Origin of the sequence: Chryseobacterium sp., from assembly GCF_045629545.1 — a bacterium.
Classification (GTDB): Bacteria; Bacteroidota; Bacteroidia; order Flavobacteriales; family Weeksellaceae; genus Chryseobacterium.
Genome location: NZ_JAZQRK010000052.1, coordinates 21,475 through 41,042 on the forward strand (window position 1 = coordinate 21,475; position 19,568 = coordinate 41,042).

At 33.6% G+C, this 19,568-nt stretch carries 18 protein-coding genes; 10 read left to right on the plus strand and 8 right to left on the minus strand.

Features of this window, described 5'->3' with window-relative positions; genetic code table 11:
* Positions 1-71 precede the first annotated feature (71 nt).
* From ACKI42_RS12400 to ACKI42_RS12410, 3 genes are all read right to left on the minus strand, one after another.
* A complete protein-coding gene (locus ACKI42_RS12400) occupies positions 72-1,352 on the minus strand; it encodes an acetyl-CoA hydrolase/transferase family protein (RefSeq protein WP_407405895.1) in 1,281 nt (426 codons plus the stop codon).
* A 189-nt stretch (positions 1,353-1,541) separates the two neighbouring features.
* Positions 1,542-3,029, minus strand: a complete 1,488-nt coding sequence (locus tag ACKI42_RS12405) for a succinate CoA transferase (protein ID WP_407405896.1) — start codon at positions 3,027-3,029, stop codon at positions 1,542-1,544.
* Positions 3,030-3,203: 174 nt separating this feature from the next.
* Complete coding sequence (locus tag ACKI42_RS12410; RefSeq protein WP_407406026.1) at positions 3,204-4,358, minus strand: homogentisate 1,2-dioxygenase; 1,155 nt, start codon at positions 4,356-4,358, stop codon at positions 3,204-3,206.
* Positions 4,359-4,475: 117 nt separating this feature from the next.
* Here ACKI42_RS12410 and ACKI42_RS12415 point away from each other — a divergent pair, with 117 nt between their 5' ends.
* From ACKI42_RS12415 to ACKI42_RS12425, 3 genes are all read left to right on the plus strand, one after another.
* Entirely contained in the window at positions 4,476-6,542 is a 2,067-nt protein-coding gene (locus ACKI42_RS12415; protein WP_407405897.1) for a TonB-dependent receptor plug domain-containing protein, read from the plus strand.
* Positions 6,539-7,000, plus strand: a complete 462-nt coding sequence (locus ACKI42_RS12420; RefSeq protein WP_407405898.1) for a thiol:disulfide interchange protein — start codon at positions 6,539-6,541, stop codon at positions 6,998-7,000. Before ACKI42_RS12415 ends, ACKI42_RS12420 begins: the two co-directional genes overlap by 4 nt.
* Before the next feature lie 109 nt (positions 7,001-7,109).
* Positions 7,110-7,550, plus strand: coding sequence for a carboxymuconolactone decarboxylase family protein (locus ACKI42_RS12425; protein ID WP_407405899.1), 441 nt, complete (start codon positions 7,110-7,112; stop codon positions 7,548-7,550).
* Between the two features lie 54 nt (positions 7,551-7,604).
* Here the strand turns inward: ACKI42_RS12425 and ACKI42_RS12430 are convergent, their stop codons facing one another.
* Positions 7,605-8,210: an NAD(P)H-dependent oxidoreductase gene (locus tag ACKI42_RS12430; protein WP_407405900.1), complete on the minus strand. Its 606-nt coding sequence runs from the start codon at positions 8,208-8,210 to the stop codon at positions 7,605-7,607.
* A gap of 174 nt (positions 8,211-8,384) precedes the next feature.
* On the opposite strand from ACKI42_RS12430, the gene ACKI42_RS12435 reads away from it, so the two are divergent.
* Positions 8,385-9,260 (plus strand): aldo/keto reductase, encoded by an 876-nt coding sequence (locus tag ACKI42_RS12435; RefSeq protein ID WP_407405901.1) that lies wholly within the window; start codon positions 8,385-8,387, stop codon positions 9,258-9,260.
* Positions 9,261-9,321: 61 nt separating this feature from the next.
* On the opposite strand, the gene murC is transcribed toward ACKI42_RS12435, so the two are convergent.
* From murC to ACKI42_RS12455, 4 genes are read right to left on the minus strand one after another with little or no spacing between them, the layout of a single operon-like run.
* The gene (gene murC / locus ACKI42_RS12440) at positions 9,322-10,659 is read right to left on the minus strand and encodes a UDP-N-acetylmuramate--L-alanine ligase (protein ID WP_407405902.1); all 1,338 of its coding nucleotides are present in this window, start codon (positions 10,657-10,659) and stop codon (positions 9,322-9,324) included.
* A 2-nt stretch (positions 10,660-10,661) separates the two neighbouring features.
* Positions 10,662-11,105 (minus strand): hypothetical protein, encoded by a 444-nt coding sequence (locus ACKI42_RS12445; protein ID WP_407405903.1) that lies wholly within the window; start codon positions 11,103-11,105, stop codon positions 10,662-10,664.
* A gap of 9 nt (positions 11,106-11,114) precedes the next feature.
* Positions 11,115-11,924, minus strand: coding sequence for a lysophospholipid acyltransferase family protein (locus tag ACKI42_RS12450; RefSeq protein ID WP_407405904.1), 810 nt, complete (start codon positions 11,922-11,924; stop codon positions 11,115-11,117).
* A gap of 27 nt (positions 11,925-11,951) precedes the next feature.
* Positions 11,952-12,581 carry an NUDIX hydrolase gene (locus tag ACKI42_RS12455; protein ID WP_407405905.1) on the minus strand — a complete coding sequence of 210 codons (630 nt, stop codon included), beginning with the start codon at positions 12,579-12,581 and terminating at the stop codon, positions 11,952-11,954.
* Between the two features lie 253 nt (positions 12,582-12,834).
* Between ACKI42_RS12455 and ACKI42_RS12460 the strand changes: the two genes are divergently transcribed.
* The 6 genes from ACKI42_RS12460 (at position 12,835) to ACKI42_RS12485 (ending at position 19,564) form a co-directional block, all read left to right on the plus strand.
* On the plus strand, positions 12,835-14,100 hold the full coding sequence (locus ACKI42_RS12460) for a hypothetical protein (RefSeq protein WP_407405906.1): 1,266 nt from the start codon (positions 12,835-12,837) through the stop codon (positions 14,098-14,100).
* Positions 14,101-14,470: 370 nt separating this feature from the next.
* Positions 14,471-15,907, plus strand: a complete 1,437-nt coding sequence (locus tag ACKI42_RS12465) for a beta strand repeat-containing protein (protein ID WP_407405907.1) — start codon at positions 14,471-14,473, stop codon at positions 15,905-15,907.
* A gap of 717 nt (positions 15,908-16,624) precedes the next feature.
* Positions 16,625-17,017, plus strand: coding sequence for a hypothetical protein (locus ACKI42_RS12470; RefSeq protein ID WP_407405908.1), 393 nt, complete (start codon positions 16,625-16,627; stop codon positions 17,015-17,017).
* Between the two features lie 9 nt (positions 17,018-17,026).
* Positions 17,027-17,758, plus strand: a complete 732-nt coding sequence (locus ACKI42_RS12475) for a CsgE family curli-type amyloid fiber assembly protein (RefSeq protein ID WP_407405909.1) — start codon at positions 17,027-17,029, stop codon at positions 17,756-17,758.
* Positions 17,759-17,778: 20 nt separating this feature from the next.
* Positions 17,779-18,186 carry a curli production assembly/transport component CsgF gene (locus tag ACKI42_RS12480; protein WP_407405910.1) on the plus strand — a complete coding sequence of 136 codons (408 nt, stop codon included), beginning with the start codon at positions 17,779-17,781 and terminating at the stop codon, positions 18,184-18,186.
* Positions 18,187-18,202: 16 nt separating this feature from the next.
* Positions 18,203-19,564: a CsgG/HfaB family protein gene (locus tag ACKI42_RS12485; protein WP_407405911.1), complete on the plus strand. Its 1,362-nt coding sequence runs from the start codon at positions 18,203-18,205 to the stop codon at positions 19,562-19,564.
* The last annotated feature ends 4 nt before the right edge of the window (positions 19,565-19,568 follow it).

The window sequence follows — 19,568 nt, forward strand, 5'->3', positions numbered from 1 at the left end:
TGGTGTTTATATTAATTATTATTGATATAAAAATAGCGAATTTTTTGATTAAAATCTATATTTTTATAGAATTATTTTGTACAATAAAATCGATCGAAGGCTGCTCTTTCTAGCATGGCTCTATCGTCAGGATGTGAGATCCGAATAATTTCTTTAGCTCTTTGCTTTAGGTTCTTCCCGAATAAATAAGCTATTCCGTACTCTGTAACAATGTAGTGTATGTGTCCTCTTGTGGTGACCACTCCTGCACCTTGCTTTAGAAAAGGAACAATTCTCGAAACGCCCTTTTTCGTACGAGAAGTAATGGCAATAATGGCTTTTCCACCTTCACTAAGTGCCGCACCACGCATGAAATCCATCTGTCCGCCAATTCCACTGTATTGGTAGGTGCCTATAGAATCTGCACAGACTTGCCCTGTGAGATCAATCTCAATCGCTGAATTGATTGCTGTCATTTTCTTGTTTTTCATAATGTTAATAGGGAAATTAACATCAGATACTTCCTTGAAGGAAAAAAGACTATTGTCATCTACAAAATCGTATAATTTTTTGGTTCCAAAGCAGAACGTAGTCACTGTTTTGTTATTATAATGACCTTTGTATTTGTTGGTTACTACTTCTTTCGTGATAAGATCTAAAACTCCATCACTCAGCATTTCGGTATGAATTCCTAAATCTTTATGATTGTGCAAAGATTTTAAAACTGCATCAGGTATATTTCCTATTCCCATTTGCAAAGTAGCTCTATCTTCTATTAGATTAGCAACATTTTTCCCAACCAACATCTCAACTTCACCAATGAGGGACGAATAATCTATGGTAGGCAATTCTTTTTCATGCCACACCATTTTATGGATTTTACTAATATGTATCATGCCATCACCATGTGTTCTAGGCATTAAAGGATTTACAATAGCTATGGTTTTTTTTGCACGGTCTACAGCAGATTTAGCAATGTCTATAGATGTTCCCAAAGTACAAAATCCATGCTTATCTGGTGGAGAAACAGTAACTATAGCTACATCCAATGGCAAAATGTTATTTTTAAATAATATAGGAATCTCACTTAGAAACACTGGAATAAAATCTCCATTTTCTGAGTTTACTGCCTCTCTTACTGGATTGGATACGAACAAAGAATTAATAAAAAAGCTACCCTTGTATTGTGGTTTGGCAATTTCTACTTTTCCTTGTACCGTAATGGATACAATTTCTACATTTGATAATCGTTCTGCCTGGCGCGCCATCTCGTCTATCAGATAATTGGGTGTGCATGCACTTCCATGTAAAAATACACGGCTATCACTTTTTATAGTTTGTATTGCCTCTTCGGCACTTATATAATTGCTCATGGTTAGTAAACGTTTTCCTGATCATAAATTAATAGTAACAAGGTATTATTTTATTTTAAGATAAAGACCATTACAATTCAACTTAGCTCAATTATTATTAAACTATGTAAAATTGATATATTAAAAAAGAGCGTTAAATGTTAATTTTAACGCTCTTAATAAATTTTTATGAAAAGTAATTATTAGAAATTATTTCTTCATACTTCCAGTTTCAGCAAAATTAATATGCCAACTGAAAGATTCTTCTAGTAGGTGAGGCGTATGACCTCCACGCTCGCAAGCGCGATCAAAATAAGATTGTAGTTCTTCTTTATAATCTGGATGCACACAATTATCAATAATTTTTTGAGCTCTTTCTCTTGGAGCCAATCCTCTAAGGTCTGCAATACCGATATCGGTTACTAAAACATCTACATCATGCTCTGTATGGTCTGTATGAGAAACCATAGGTAAAACATGAGAAATTTTATTTTCTTTGGATGCTGCTTGAGTTACGAATATACTTAAATAGGCATTTCTTGCAAAATCTCCAGAACCACCAATACCATTCATTATTTTGGAACCACCAATGTGTGTAGAGTTTACGTTTCCGTAGATATCAAATTCAATCGCTGTATTAATAGCAATTACTCCCAATCTGCGGATCAATCCTGGTGTGTTAGAAATATTCTGTGGTCTTAGTACTATTTTATCTCTATATTTAGCCAAATTATCAAATACTCTATCGTAGCATTCTTTGGAAACAGTGATTGAAGACGCAGATGCAAAACTTAGTTTTCCAGCATCTATAAGATCAAAAGTACTATCTTGAAGTACTTCAGAAAACATCGTGAGATCATAGAAATTACTGTCTTTGAAGCCTGTAAGAACTGCGTTGGCTACTTTCCCAATTCCAGCTTGTATAGGAAGTAATCTATCAGTAAGTCTTTCTAATTTCACTTCATTTTCGAAGAAGCCTAGCAAATGCTTAGCAATAGCAGAAGTTTTCTCGTCTGGTTCGGCAATATCTGCTGGGCTATCTTTTTTGTTTGTGAAAACAATAGCAACTACTTTTGATGGATCCAACGGAATACTTTTTCTACCAATCTTGTTCCAAGGAGCAACAATTGGAATTACATTTCTGTGAGGATAATCTTCAGCTTGATAAATATCGTGAATACCATATATAGATTCTGGCACCTCTGTATTAATCTCGATAATCACTTGTCTTGCCATAGAAGCAAAAGTAACCGAGTTACCTACAGATGTAGTAGGAACAATGCTACCATCTCTCTCTATATAAGCTGCCTCAATAACAGCGATATCAAGAGTTTGAAGATTTTTTGCATGAAGAAGCTCTGCACTTTCGCTCAAGTGCTGATCCATGAAAAGTATTTCCCCGTTATTTATCTTGTTCCTTAGAATAGGATCTACCTGAAAAGGCATCCTTTTTTTTAGTACATTGGCTTCAGCCAACTTTCCGTCTGTTCCATGTCCTAGAGAAGCACCCGTCATCAAAGTAATTTTAATGTCTTCGGTTTTGCCTCTTTCAGCTAGTGCTGCTAGAACTGCTTTACTGTCTCCGGCTTTGGTGAAACCGCTTGACCCTACAACCATTCCATCTTCAATAAACTTTACGGCTTCCTCGGCTGTAGTTACCTTGTGGTGTAGATTTTCTAACCTGATTCTTTCTAACATTTAATCTCTATTTTATTCAAACCCCTTTCAGAGTGAGCGATTCTGTAACTTATCAATTTACAACAGAATTTATATGGTGTAAATTTACAAAAAAGATGCTGAAGAGGTGGTCTAAGCATCTTTTTTTTACATTTATTTATATTAATTCTAGGTAGTGAAGAAATGTGGAGAAATTTATTCATCTAACCACGAAGTCATATAAGTAGGATCTTCCACTTTCATCGCTTCTTCTGTAATTTTTAATGGTCTAAAAGGGTCTACCATCACTGCGTATTCATACGTCTCCTTTACCCCAATACTTCTTTCCATAGCGCCTGGATGTGGACCATGTACAATACCGCCAGGATGAAGTGTAAAGTCCATCAAGTCAATATGATTTCTGCTCATGAAATCTCCTTCTGTATAGAAAAGTACTTCATCAGAATCGATATTAGAGTGATTGTAAGGTGCCGGAATTGCCTCGGGATGATAATCGAATAACCTAGAGACAAATGAACAAACTACAAAATTGTGCGCTTCAAAATTTTGATGCACGGGTGGTGGTTGGTGTATTCTTCCGGTAATAGGTTCGAAATTTTTTATATTAAATATATATGGATAAAAATAGCCATCCCAACCCACTACATCAAATGGATGAGTAGCATATATAAAATCTGTGATAACGTTTTGTTTCTTTACTCTAATTAGAAATTCTCCTTTTTCGTCTTTTGGTGCTACAAATTCTGGTGCAATGATATCTCTTTCGCAGAATGGAGAATGCTCTAGCAATTGTCCAAACTCATTTCTATATCTCTTGGGTGTATACAATGGCGAATGACTTTCTAAAACAAAAAAGACGGTATTCTCTGTATCCAATTCTACTTGATAGATGGTTCCTCTTGGGATAATGATATAATCGCCAGCGCCAAATTTCAGATTCCCAACAAAAGTTTTCAACGTACCTGTTCCTTCGTGTACGAAAAGCATCTCGTCGCATTCTGCATTTTTGTAAAAATAGTCCATAGATTTTCTCGGCTTCGCAAGTCCCATTTTTAGGTCGTTGTTTACCAAAAGAAACTTTCTGCTGTCTAGAAAATCGTTCTCAGGTGTTACGTGCATCCCCTTAAACATTCTAGGAGTTACATTTTTGTCAACAGCAATTTTTGGGGTTACATCTTTAGCATTCCCAATAGATCTTATCTGTGTAGGACGATGAATATGATACAAAAGTGAAGAAATACCATGAAAACCTTCTGTGCCGAAAAGTTGTTCATAGTAAAATTTATCTTCAGGAGATTTAAAAACGGTATGTCTTTTTTGGGGGATATTCCCTGATTGATGATATCTCATGGTACTTTTTATTTTCTCAAATTTAATCATTTTTCACGAATCCAAAATTATGAGTTTATTCAAATTAAGTTTTTGTTTTAGAAAATAAATGTTAGATTTGTCTAACATCTATTATTTATGATACGAATATACTTTTTTATTATTTTTATATCTTCATTTTGTTATTCACAATCTGAAAGCAAAGACTCCATAACTATTGAAAATGACACTATCAAAGAACAGAATTTCAATATAGATAAAACTGCTACTATTGATGATATCGTGATTACAGGAGCTGTAAAATCTATGGCGAGATCTAAAAGTCCGGTAGCAATTGAAATTTATAATCAAAAATTTTTTCAGAAAAATCCCACTCCTAATGTATTTGAAGCCATCGCAATGGTAAATGGGGTAAAGCCACAACTGAATTGTTCGGTTTGCAATACAGGAGATATTCATATTAATGGGTTAGAAGGAGCTTATACCATGATTCTGATAGATGGTATGCCGATAGTAAGCTCGTTATCCACAGTATATGGATTGAGTGGAATACCGAATAGTTTGGTGGAAAAAATAGAAGTGATAAAAGGTCCTGCATCTTCTCTTTATGGTTCGGAAGCGATGGGTGGTGTGATTAATATTATCACTAAAAATGCCTTGTTGGCACCGAAACTTCATATTGATCTCATGACAACTACTTGGAATGAAAACAATGTTGACTTTGCTACAAAATTTAATTTTGGTGAGAAAATAGCATCTATTTTAAGTGTAAATTATTTTAGTTATCAAGAAAAAATAGATCAAAACAACGATAATTTTACAGATGCAGCACTTCAAAACAGAATTTCAGTTTTTAACAAATGGAATTTTAAAAGGAAAGAAAATAGGCAAGCAAGTTTTGCCTTACGATATTTGTACGAAGATAGAAATGGAGGAGAAATGCAATGGGAAAAAAGATATCGTGGTGGAGATGAGGTATATGGTGAAAGCGTTTATACAAATAGAGTAGAGGCTTTTGGTATGTATCAATTGCCATTTAAGGAAACTATTATTACTCAGTTTTCATTTAATTATCATGATCAAAATTCGGTGTATGGCGACCAAGCATTTCTGGCGACTCAAAAGGTGAGTTTTGCGCAGACCTATTGGAATAAAGTGGTTCGAAACCATGATTTTACAGCAGGAATTACGTTCAAAAAAACATTTTACGACGACAATACTCCAGGTACTTTTTCTCAAGATGGGCAAACCAATAAACCCATGAATTCTCCTTTGTTAGGCATGTTTTTACAAGACCAATGGACCATTAATGATAAAAATACTCTACTTCTGGGTTTCAGATTGGATTATGATAAAGTGCATCATGCGGTACATTCTCCACGTTTGGCTTGGAAATTTTCTCCCTATCCTTTGCATATTTTAAGACTAAATTTTGGGACAGGTTTTCGGGTGGTAAATTTGTTTACGGAAGACCATGCGGCGCTTACAGGCTCTAGAGAAGTAATTATTAAAAATAATCTGAAGCCAGAAAGATCTTATAATGGAAATCTTAATTATATATGGAAAATACCATTTGGAAATCAGTTTTTAAACTTAGATACATCAGCGTTTTATACGTATTTCACCAATAAAATTGTAGGAGATTTTGATACCCATCCAGACCAAATTTTATATGATAATCTGGACGGATTTGGTGTTTCTAAAGGTGCTTCTATAAATATGGAGTTTAAATTTACCAAACCGCTTAGTCTGAATATTGGGCTCACTTACAATGAAGTATACCAAAAACAAAATTCTGTTGGTAAGAAAATTCAGCAACTTCACGCTCCAAAATGGAGTGGAACTTATGGTGTGACTTATGAATTTAATAATAATTTGGTTATAGATTTTACTGGTCAGTTTTATGGTTCGATGAGGCTTCCGATATTAGAAAATGATTATAGACCCGAATATTCTCCATTATTTACACTAGCAAATATTCAGGTTTCCAAAAAATTTCAATCTGGTTTTGAAATTTATACTGGTGTGAAAAATTTATTTAATTTCACGCCAAAGAATCCTTTGATGCGCCCTTTTGATCCATTCGATAAAGATATTCACAATACGATAACCAATCCTCAAGGATATAGTTTTGACACCACATATGGCTATGCATCTATGCAGGGTATAAGGGGTTTTATGGGAGTAAGATTTAACTTGAAATGAAAATATTAGTTCTCCTTTTTTTGGTCTATTCAAGCTATTGTTCGTCTCAAGAGCTTAAAATGTATTCCTCTGAGGAAATTGGGAAGCTTCATACAAAACCATTAGTAATTCATATCTATACCGATTGGTGTACCGTATGTGGAGTAGAAAATTATAGAATTATAAAAAATAAACCTCTGGTAAAACTACTGAATGAAAATTATTATATGATAAAAGTAGAGGCAGAAAAAACAAAAAATGACATTTTTTTTCAAGTCAAAAAATATTCTTTTGTCTCTAATGGTACCTCTGGATTACATGAATTTGCACAAGCATTTTCTAGGAATAAATTACAACCAATCTATCCTATTTGGATAATCATAGGTACTGATGGTCATCTTCTGCATTATCAGGAAGGTAGTTTTAGGAAAGGAGAAATGGAAATTGTACTCAAAAACCTAATGCAGAATAAAAAATAGTGTAAATATCACTTTACATAAGCATTTGAAAATTAAGAATTAATTTTTATGTTAAAATTAAAATTTTGTTAATTATTTAAGTGCAAATTTGTATTTAGAATAAAAGACAATGAGCAAAAGAGTTAATATATCAGAAATAGAATCTGTAGGATACAAAGCCATGCTAGGTTTGGAAGCCTATTTACAAAACATTAGTCTGACGCCAATACAAAAAGAATTAGTAAAAATACGTGCCTCACAGATCAATGGTTGTGCTTACTGCCTAGATATGCACACCAAAGATGCTTTGAAATACGGAGAAACAACACAAAGAATCTTTGTTTTGGAGGGTTGGAGAGAAACCCATCTTTTTTCTAATGACGAAAAAGTACTTTTGGCAATGACGGAGGAGATTACACAAATTAGTAAAAAAGGATTGTCTGATAAAACCTACGAAAAAGCGCAAAAATACTTTACCGAAAATCAGATTGCACAGATTATTATGGCGATTGTTACCATTAATGCGTGGAATAGGATTGCCGTGAGTACGCACTTGCAAATTCCGAATTGATATTAAAAATAAAAATAGCGCTACAATTAGTATTCAGCGCTATATTTTTTACCTTTAAAATGAAAATTCTTTCTCGAAAATAGTTTGTAAGTGATCTTGGTAAGATTGCATATCGCGTTCTATATTTGCGTTTTTCTCTACATCATGAAAATGGTAACCGTCTAGTTTTTCTAGCGATAAAAAGGAATTCATTTTGTGGAAGCCAAACATCGGGCCGTCATCTACACTTGTTTCATTGAAGAATTCTCCTGGCAATGTGAAAGCTGTTTTCGGCGCATTCCAACTGGTTGTAAGCATGTATTTTCTTCCACCCAAAGATCCACCAGTTCCATAATTAATTTCCAGAGTTGCGGTGCGTCTTCCATCACTTATGTATAAACCTTTTGCATGTCCTGCGGTAAAAACCACATCAATATATTTTTTGAACTCAAACGGAAGTTGAAACCACCAAACTGGCGTATGATAGATGATATAATCTGCCCAAACAAATCTTTCTACCTCTTCATTTGGATCATATCCATCTTTAATATGCGTCACTTTTATTTCTACATTTTCGAATTTTTGTAAAGCTTCGATGGTATTTTCTGTAACAGTTTGGTTGTATTTTCCTCCAGAATGTCCGAAGTCTTGTCCACCATTTATTATAAATATCTTTTTCATTTGATTCTATCGGTTGTAAACTTTTAAAACAACAAAATTAAGCCCAAAAGAATGATATTAAAAATGATATAAATCTTGTCAGAATTTAATCTAAAAATAATAAACCCTCAAAATTAGGAATGGAAGAATGAAATCTAAATTATTTATCGGAAATTTGATTTAAAATTAAAAAAAATGAAGGATACCAATAAGGATGACCAGCCATGGGTAACGCTAAACAACGGAATTGCAATACCTGCACTTGGATTTGGGGTTTGGCAAATAGACGATGAAACAATTTGCGAAAATGCAGTTCTGAAAGCGATACAAACGGGATATAGAATGATAGATACGGCTTCTATCTACATGAACGAAAAAGCGGTGGGTATGGCAATTATCAAAAGTGGAGTTGCGCGAGGCGATTTATTTATTACCTCAAAACTCTGGGTTCAGGATCATGGCTATGAACAGGCAAAAAGTGCCTTCCAGAGAACACTAGACAGATTGCAACTAGAATATCTAGATATGTATCTTTTACACTGGCCATTTGGAGATTTTATTGGTGCTTGGAAGGCATTGGAAGAACTTTATAAAGAAGGAAAAATAAAAGCAATTGGTGTTTGTAACTTCACCATAGAAAAGTTGGAAGAATTGAAAGCGAGCAGTGAAATTTTACCCGTAGTAAACCAGATAGAACTTCATCCGATTTTCCAGCAGAAAGAATTGCAAATGTATAATAAAGAAAATAATATGATTACAGAGCCTTGGAGTCCTTTGGGGAATGGAAATAATTTAATTTTAAAAAATGAAACTTTACTAGACATTGCTAATAAATACAACAAAACTGTAGCTCAAGTTGTCTTGAGATGGCATTTGCAAGAAGGTTTTGTGGTGATCCCGAAATCGATCACTCCATCCCGAATTGAAGAGAATTTTAACGTTTTTGATTTTGAATTATATGAAAATGAAATGAACTCTATCAGAAATATAGATACCAATACAAGATTGTTTTTTGACCCGAAAGATCCAGAGTGGGAACAAAAAATGCTAGCTTCTAAAGCTGATATATAAAACAAACAAACCCTTTCTAAACTAAAGAAAGGGTTTGTATTATATTTAATTTTAAATAAAATTAGAGCGTAAGATCCAAGCCACCAAAATTTCCAGAGCTCATCATCATATAAGCGCCTTTTGTTTTGTCTAAAGTTTCCCAATATGCATGTAAATCTTCTGCATTGGTGAATACTTTTAAATTTGGATTTTTGAATTTTTCTTTGATGAGGTCTGCCGAAATAGGCTCCATTCTTTTTATCTTCAAAGCATCTTCAGAATAGAAAACCACTGCCGTATCTAGTCCGTCCATTGCATGATCATATTGTTCTAAGAAAACAGGATTTAGACTAGAGTAGGTATGAAGTTCTAAAAATCCATACGTTTTTTTAGATTTAAATTGTTCTACAAAAGCTTTTACCGCCGCTTTTACTTTGCTTGGAGCATGTGCAAAATCTTTATACAAAATACCCTGATCTTCTCTCTCTACTTTTTCTAATCTTTTTGATGCTCCTTTGAAACTCATAATAGCTTCATAGAAATCCTCATCCATAATCCCCAAAGTATGGCAGATGTGTCTTGCACCTTCTAGGTTTAGCAAATTGTGAGCACCAAATACAGATAATGGTATATCGCCCATCTCTGTTTTTAGGTGTACCACCTCGTTTACAATTTCGTAATCTGGCGTTTGGTAAGGTATTTTTCTAAAATAATTGTCGGAATTTTCCACTACCTTTACTACCTCATCATCCTCTTGGTTGTACACCAATACACCTCCAGGTGTTATGCTGGCTACAAACTTTCGGAATTGTTCTATATAATCATCAAATGTTTTAAATACATTAATATGATCCCAAGCAATCCCACTCATCAAAGCGATGTTGGGTTGATAAAGCAGAAATTTCGAACGTAAATCTATCGGAGAGGATAGATATTCGTCGCCTTCCAATACCATAAAATCATTATCTTCTGTAAGTTTTACCATACAATCAAACCCTTCTAGCTGAGCACCAACCATATAGTCTACTTCCTTTTGGTGAAAGTTGAGTACATGAAGAATCATAGAAGTAATGGTAGTTTTACCATGAGATCCAGCAATTACAACACGGGTTTTTTCTTTGGATTGCTCGTAGAGAAACTCTGGATATGAATATATTTTTAGACCCAATTCTTTGGCTTTAGCTAATTCTGGGTTGTCTGCGTGCGCATGCATTCCCAAAATAACAGCATCAATATCGCTAGTTATTTTTTCTGGAAACCAACCTAGTTCTTCTGGTAGGATGTTCCTTTTTTGCAATCTAGATTTTGAAGGTTCAAAAATAGCATCATCAGAACCCGTCACCTGGTATCCTTTATCTTTAAGTGCGATGGCAAGATTGTGCATGGCACTTCCACCAATAGCTATAAAATGAGTTCTCAATTTTATTTGGTATTTTTTATGTTTTTGTTGATGATTTCTTGGAAAGCTTTGGTAATATTTTCCCAGTTTCCTTTGTATTGTGGCATGATAAGACTTGCGTCTGTTTTGCTTCCTGTATTGGCGCCTGTTTTTACACTGATGGAAGTAGCCACATGATCATACAATTTTTTTCGGTCTTCCAATATGTTTCTAAATTGATTATCAGTCAACGTTTGGTTGAGATGATTCACTTCGTCAGCGGTAATTTTGAAATTTTGCTTAGTTTTATTATCTGGTCCTTCGAAAGAGTAGTGGGCGTTATTTCCCTTGATAAGCAGATTTTCGTATGTAGGTACACTTCCGCCACTTTTAGAATAGCTGATATCAAAATCCGAATATACTTTTTGCGTATTGCAAGAGATTGCAAATAAAATCACTAATAAGCTAAATACTGCATTCTTCATCATATTTTTTATTTATGAATTATTTTCTTCTGTTTGTTTCTCTTTTTGCTCTTTTAGTTCTTTATCATAAGTGTGTAGTAGATTGAAATCCTCAGTTTGCTCTATGGCTTTCATTATTTTGAAGAGTATTTCGTTAGCATTTTCCTTATCATAGTCTATATCTAATGGCTTTTTAAATTCCATAGTAGGTTTTACGCCTGTCACTTTCACGCGAAGTCCTTTTTTATCAAACGCTCTTCTAAAACCATTAATTTTGATAGGAATTACGATAGGTCTTTGGTTTTTTACCAATTTGGCCGTTCCACGTCTCCCTTGTGCAAATGCAGCAGTGGTACCTTGCGGAAAAGTAGCTACCCAACCGTTATCTAGCGCTTTCATTATATTGTCTACTTCACCCATATCCACCATCCTATTTACATTTTGTCCCTCTGCTCTCCATGTTCTTTTTACGGTTACAGCGCCTGCCATTTTAAAAATTTTAGGTAATATGCCTTTATTCATGGTTTCTTCAGCTGCCACATAGTAGAAATCTACTCGTGGATTAAGAAGATAGATAGGATTTTTTATGGTGTTTAGATAGCCATTATTTACAGCACAGAAGGCATGAAACATTGCAGCCACATCCGCAAAGTAGGTTTGGTGGTTGGATACGAATAATACATTAGAATCTGGCAGATCTACAAGATTTTCTGTACCAGTAATGATAAGCTTATTGAAACCGTTGAACCTTCTGTAAGAGACGATTCCCAGAATAAAAATAATAAGCCTTTTTAAAAAATAGGGTGTACCGAAGGAGTCGGTAAAAATGTTTTTCTTGGCCATTGTGCAATTAACATAACAGATACAAAGTTACATTTTTTTAATCAATTGGCTAAACTCGCTAAGGATCATCGCTGTGGCTCCCCAAATAATATAACCATTAAAATTAATTACCGGTACTTCATGACCTCCAGCTGCTGGTAAAACCATCATTTCTGGAGAATCTGCAAGATTGAGAAACGAGGTTATGGGAAATTCTATAATCTCTACTACTTCTCTCTCTTGCAAGGTAAACTGAGGATTTTTTATGGTGTATGAAATATAAGGATAAACCAAAAAATTGCTAGGTGGGATATAGATAGGAGATAGTTCACGGATTTTTCTTACATAATGTTTTTCCAAGCCAATTTCTTCGGTCGTTTCTCGTATCGCCGTGTCTGCAAAGTCTCTATCAGACTCTTCTCTTTTTCCGCCTGGTAAGGAAATCTGTCCGCTGTGTTTATCACGCTCGTTTTCTGTTCTTAAAATTAATGGGAAATACCATTCATCATCTTTTATATAAAGTACAATATTTACAGCCGCCAACTTAGGATTTTTGCCTAAAATTTGTTCATCAGTGAAGTTTTGCCTATAAGAAGGTGAAAAAATGCCATGTGCATTGGCTCCTCCAAGTTCTGCACTTTTTATTTTCCTTAATAAATCTTTTCCAAAACTTTTCATATCTCAAATTTAGCAATATATTAGCGAGTATAAAAATGATTTTACCACAATTTCTCAATTGTGTTTTTCCACAGTCTCTAGGTAGGTACTATTACGTAGTTTCTAGGTCATTATTATCTATTATGTGCTGAAATGTAATTGGTTACAAATAGTATCGAAGTCAGTGATAAGTTCCGATTACCTTATATTGGTGTTTCTTTACGAAGTATTTCGTGATAATTTTGTGGTGCTAATTAACCTTAAATCTTTTACCATGAAAAAATTATTAACAAGTGCATATCTACTCTTGGGCTTAGGCTATGTATATGCACAAGAAAACAAAATTGAGATTACGCAACATAATAATTATAACTATGCTGAAGTAGAGCAACTGGGATTATCACATACAAGTAACATTGATCAAAATAATACTATTCTGGGAATATCTACAACTCAACAAGATGGCAATAAGGTAATGCTAAGCCAAGTTGGGGAAGCGGCAGAATTTACCATAGTACAATATGGAATTAATAACTCATCTAGTGTGTCCCAAGGATTTGCAGGCAGTTCAGATTTTTTAAGTCGTGGAGCCTATTTTTCAACTGTAAAGCAAAAACAAATAGGTAAAAATAATCTAGTACGAGCAGAGCAATCTTCTACACAAGCAGCCAAGATTACTCAAGAACAGCAAGGAACCTCTAATATTGCAGATGCTAAGCAACAATCTGGAGTTGGCTTATATCCAGCTAAAGATCCAATATCATCTATTATCAACCAAGTACAAATTGGTATAGCAAATACAATGAGTGCTCTACAAGAAGGTTATGGGGATATTCCATTATTAAATAATAGTGTTATTAATCAAACACAAACTGGAAATAATAATAATTTTATGGCTTCTCAAACAAGTGAAAAATTTAATACGTCATCCAATTCTTTAATTACCCAAGATTCTCAAGCAGGTGATTATAATAAAATGGTTGCTGAACAACATGGGCCTGGCAACACAATTAATCAAACGGTACTAGGTTTAGGCGGAAATGGGAATACATTGACTGCTCAGCAAAAGGAATCTAACAATGCAATAGACCAAACTATTACTGGAGATTACAATAGGTTATCGGTATCACAAGATGGTAGAAGTAATGCTGCAACTCAGACATCTACCGCAAGTTTCGGATGGATGAACGGAATACAAACTGGGGATAGTAATAAAATGGATCTTACACAAATTTCTGGCGCCTTCAATGGAATCCAAATTAATCAAAAAGGGAATGGTAATGAGACTGTAATGACGCAAAAAGGGTATACCAACGCGATAGTTCTAAACCAAAAAGGTAATGAAAACATGACTATTGGAAACCAAGATGGTGGTACAAATATGATGCATCTAACACAGAGTGGTAACAAAAATAATTCAACCGACATACAGATTGGTACTATTAACAATTCTATGGTAAACCAGCAAGGTGATGGCAATATCCATACAAGTAGCCAAATAGGAGCGCTTAATAAGATGAATGTTTATCAAACTCATTAGAGGATCTGATAATCACTGCTAATGTTAGAAATCTGTTCCAATATTGGGCAGATTTTTTTTGCCTGTAGAACACATTTTAAAATTTTTTATATTTATTGATCAAGATAATATTTCACAAAATATTATTTATATATTAGCATTACAATCTAATGTAATTATACCTGCTTTACTTGTGGTTTTTCACCCATATGGCAGCTCCGTATTAACACGGGTTTTCTTTATCATTAATTCATGTTACTTGCTGAAATGTAAATGGTTATGATAATTATTATTAATAGTGATATTACTCATTTACCTCCTTTTGGTGTTTTATTCATGGCGTGTTCCTTCTACCTTTGTGATACTAATTAACCAATTAAATTATCATATTATGAAAAAACTAGTAACAGGAGCATTTGTTGTTTTATCAGCAAGTTTCGCTTTAGCTCAAAGTGGTGTTAATAATGTAAATCAAACTGGAGAATCTAATTCTACAAATGTAACACAAAGCAGTAATGGTAGTAATGCTGGGAATGAAAATAAAACAGTTCAAGATGGAACTGGTAATATTGTAGACGTAAAACAAAAAAGTTATTCAGGTAAAAACTCAGTAGATACTAAGCAGATTGGTAACGATAACAAAGCTACTGTTTCACAAGGACAGGGTTCTAGTGTTTCGGAAGGTAATGTGGTGAATCAGATTCAATTAAATAATGGGAATACTGCTTTTGCAACACAAACTAGTACTATTAGTGATGTCATTGAACAAAAACAGGATGGTGATCTTAATACAGTAACTGCAACACAAGGTGATGCTTACTTTTCAACAATTAGACAAGACCAAAAAGGCAATTCAAATACAGCAAATGCTACACAAGGTTTATTGATGGGTTCATGGTCGGATAATAGTTTAATCAACCAAGTTCAAGTAGGTGATTCCAATACAGCAAAGGGAGAACAAAGTGGTAGAGGATCTTATAATAATATTAACCAGATACAAACTGGAGAATTTAATACTGCATCTGCTTCACAGGTAGGAAATTCTCATACTTCAGTACAAAACCAAGCAGGGGAATATAATAATGCTACAGTGCTGCAAAATGGATCATACCAATCCGCAAATCAAACTCAAGCAGGAACTGGTAACATTGCTACATCTACGCAATCAGTATCCCACAATGGGGCAACACAGTCTCAGTCTGGTATCGATAATGAAGCTACTGTAAGCCAAAGTGGTTCATATAATACCTCTACTCAAACTCAATCCCAGAACTATAACAATGCATTTATTACTCAAACTGGAAATCGTAATATAGCGACTCAGATTCAAGATGGCACAAACAATCTTGCAACGACTACTCAGAATGGGCACAATAATGATTCAAAAATTTCTCAAAATGGAAGTAATAATGTAGGAACTGCGAGCCAAACAAATGCTTATAATGCATCTGATATTTCACAAGTAGGAAGCGGAAATACTGCAACTTCTACTCAGACGGGTAACGGAACAGCGCTTGCTAACAACACTATTGGGATGAAGCAATTCGGAGAAGGTAATACTTCTACAGCATTACAGTCGGGAGGTTATGGTAATAACGCAGCTATCAACCAATACGGAAATCTTAACCTATCTACTGCCGATCAATTTGGAGATAATAACTCTGCTATCGTAAACCAAGGAACAGCATTAATGCATGTAGCAAGTAATGAATCCAGTATCTTACAGAATGGAACTGGTAACATGGCTTCTGTAAACCAAATGTCTAATGGTAATAGACATACTTCGTCACAAGTAGGATCATTTAATACGGTTATTGTTAATCAGTAATCATCTTTAAAAATTCTTTAAAAGGAAGGAAAGGACTTATGTTTTTTCCTTCTTTTGTTTTTACAATAAGGATTCATTGGCCTAACGCATAGATTATCAATTAGATTTTTTTACAACATTTTATCTTTTTGTTAAACGGTTCTTTTAATAACTCTTAGATAAATGATGATGCAGGATAATCATTTTGTTTTATATTTTTACATTAGTGCAACAAAGAGGATTAGTATGGGTTTTTATACAATTAATGGATTGAAAAACTAAATTATGCTGGATAATAATCTTTCGCTTATTTGTAGTCAAGGATTTTAGGTTTTTTCCATATACCTTAAAACAATGATTTTTAAACAAAATGCAGTGATTTTATATAAATACTCAGTAGAGGTGTTTGGTGAAAAATTACGTTAACCTATTTTTGTAAAAGAATGAATTTGAAACCTAAACTTTTCTCTTAAATCTTTTAAATACAAAAATTAATCTCATAAATTATATAAAAGTATATCTTTTTATTTCCCAATAATTTCTTATTGTATTTTCATCAATATTCTTATAGATTGTATTAAAGGTTATATAAACCGAATTATATTTAATAATTGTGCATTGTTATCCGTATATATACGCAATAATGTAATCATAAATCATGATATTTAATTTCTAACTGATTTGCGTGTTTCTTTGGTCACTGATATCAAGTACCTTTATTAAAAAAATATGACCATTTTGAAGCTCTTATTTAGCCTGCTGTTTTTAGCTAGTTTTTTAGCAAAAGCGCAACAGATTGATTGGCAAAAGGTGAATAGTTCTACTATTGTAAGTCTTTTGGAATCTAAAAGCATTGAACGAAACGAGGCGGAATCTTCATTTTCCCAATTAGGAAATCATAATCATGCAATGATTTTGATGAACGAAAATTCTAATGTTAACGTGAAGCATACAGGTGAGTACAATACGACTATATATAACAATGCATCAACCAACAAAGCAGCTACTATAGAAGTTTCTTCTTCAGGAAATAATAATATCATAGATATCACTGGTGCCAATAGCCTTTCTAAAGAAATGAAAATTAATATTGTTGGTGATAACAAAACAATTTTTATTAGAAATTATTAACAATTTGAGATGAAAACTTATTTTTCTTTAGCAATATGTATTTGTTGCTTGTCCACTTCATTTTTCGTGTATGCCCAAAATGAAGTTAATATTAATACTAAGATTGAAAAGCAAACATTAGAGAAGCAAATAAAACTAAAGGCAGTAGTTACTAATGATGGCGATACTTATCAGGATCTAAATTACCTTTTTATTGCTATCAAAAAAGGCGGCACTGGAAACCTTTCTAATAATAAACAATCCGGAAAATTTAATGTTAAGTCACAAGAAATCAAAGTACTTTCTGAAGTAAATATAAATCTAGAGGATACAGATGCGCTTAAAGTGTACTTGTATATAAGAGATGAAGAAAGTAATACTTTAATAAGGAAAGATAGCTTAGAAATTGATCAAACTGTTTTTAGACCATCTGCAGAGAAGGTTGAGAAAGAAGCGAGCTCCGAACTAAAAGGGTTAACCATAGATGAAACAAAAACTAAGGTAGGCAAAGATTTTTATGATCTATTTTATATAAAATATAGCCAAATACCCAACAAAAGTAATTCTACAATTACCGTTACCGAACTTCCTACAAGAGGAACAAGTAGCCAGATACATATTGTAATGGAGGATAGTATAGTCTATAGTTTTCCTACAAACCCTTCAGATGAATATCTAGCCGAACAAGTAGAATATACTTTTCAATATATTAATAATTTTAATGCTCAAAAAAAATTTGTTAGGAACGAATTTATGTACTAAAAAAAACTAAAAACAATACCATGAAAACTTTTTACATTTGTTTGTTGCTTTTTGCTGGCCTATTTTTAGGAAAATCTCAGCAATTCGTGTACAAACCCGTTAACCCCAATTTTGGTGGAGATTCCTACAACTATTCTTGGTTATTAAGCTCTGCAAGTGCCCAAAATCAATTCGATAACAAAAGTGCATCTAGTGGTTACAATGCTGCAAGCTCTTTATCTAGTTTTACAGATAGTTTAAATAGGCAAGTGCTAAGTCAATTGTCTAGTAAATTGTTTCAAAATTCTTTTGGAGAGAATGGTGTGGAGGCAGGAAATTATGTTTTTGGATCGCTCTATGTACAAGTTACAAACACCAGTAACGGAACCATGATTAGTATCTTAGATACCAATACAGGAGAGCAATCTGAAGTTGTGATTCCAAAATAAAAAAACGAAATATACAATGAATAAATGTAACACAATCAGGATTTTATTCTGTATGATTATTTTTTCTACACTTCAATCATGTAAATCGCTTATTGGTTTGCCTACAAGCACAGAAAAATCTACAATAGGTGAAATTTCTACATATACAAAAGAACTAAAAAATTTACCATTGCCCAAAGAGAAAGTAGTAGTGGGGGTATATAAATTTAGAGATCAGACCGGGCAGTATAAAGCAGCAGAAGTGGGCAGTAATTGGAGTACTGCAGTGCCACAAGGTACTACCACAATACTTATAAAAGCGTTAGAAGATAGCCGTTGGTTTATCCCTATAGAGAGAGAAAATATTGCAAATCTTCTCAACGAAAGGCAAATTATACGCTCTACTCGCCAAGAGTATCTAAAAGAGATTGATAAAAATAATCCTTCTTTGCCACCTCTTTTGTATGCGGGGGTACTTTTGGAAGGAGGTGTGATTTCTTATGATAGCAATGTAGTGACTGGTGGATTGGGCGCTAGATATTTTGGCATCGGAGCTTCTACACAATACAGACAAGATAGAATCACTATTTATCTTAGAGCAGTTTCTACCTTAAACGGTGAGATTTTAAAAACAGTGTATGTTTCAAAATCAATTCTTTCTACAAGTGTGAATGGAAGTTTCTTTAGATATATAGACTCAGAAAAATTATTAGAAGCAGAAGTTGGACTTACCCAGAATGAACCCATACATTTAGCTGTAACAGATGCAATAGAAAAAGCAGTAAAGAATTTGATTGTTGAAGGAATTAAATCCAATATTTGGGGTAAATCTATGGACGACACAGATAAATACAAACAACTGATAGAGGATTACAATGTGGAAGTTGAAAAAAATAATGCTAAAATTATAGGAAGCCAATTTGATGAGATTAGTAGACCAAAATTTTCTGTTTTTGCTAATGCAGAGATTGCCCAAATAAAAGGAGATTACATCAATCCAGTTTCTAGATTCGGAGGAAAATTTGGAACAAAATTCTTTCTTAATAAAAACTTTAATATAGAAGGTAACGTCAATCTTTTTACTTTAGAAAACACCGAAATTATTACACGTTCATTTGTAGTTCCCGAAGTAAATCTAGAATATTTTATGATGCCAAATTTCAAATTTTCTCCCTATATCTACGCAGGTATGGGTGGATTGTTTTCTAAGAATAAATCTTTCTACAAGGCACAAGTAGGTGGAGGTCTAGAATATATGATCCAGAAAAATATTGCACTAAGACTTTCTAGTCAATATGATCTTGGTTTTACAGACAATTGGGAAGGTTTTGTAAATGGGAAAAGACAAGATCAAGCAATTCGATTTGGTTTTGGTATCAACTACTATATAGGAAAATAAAAAT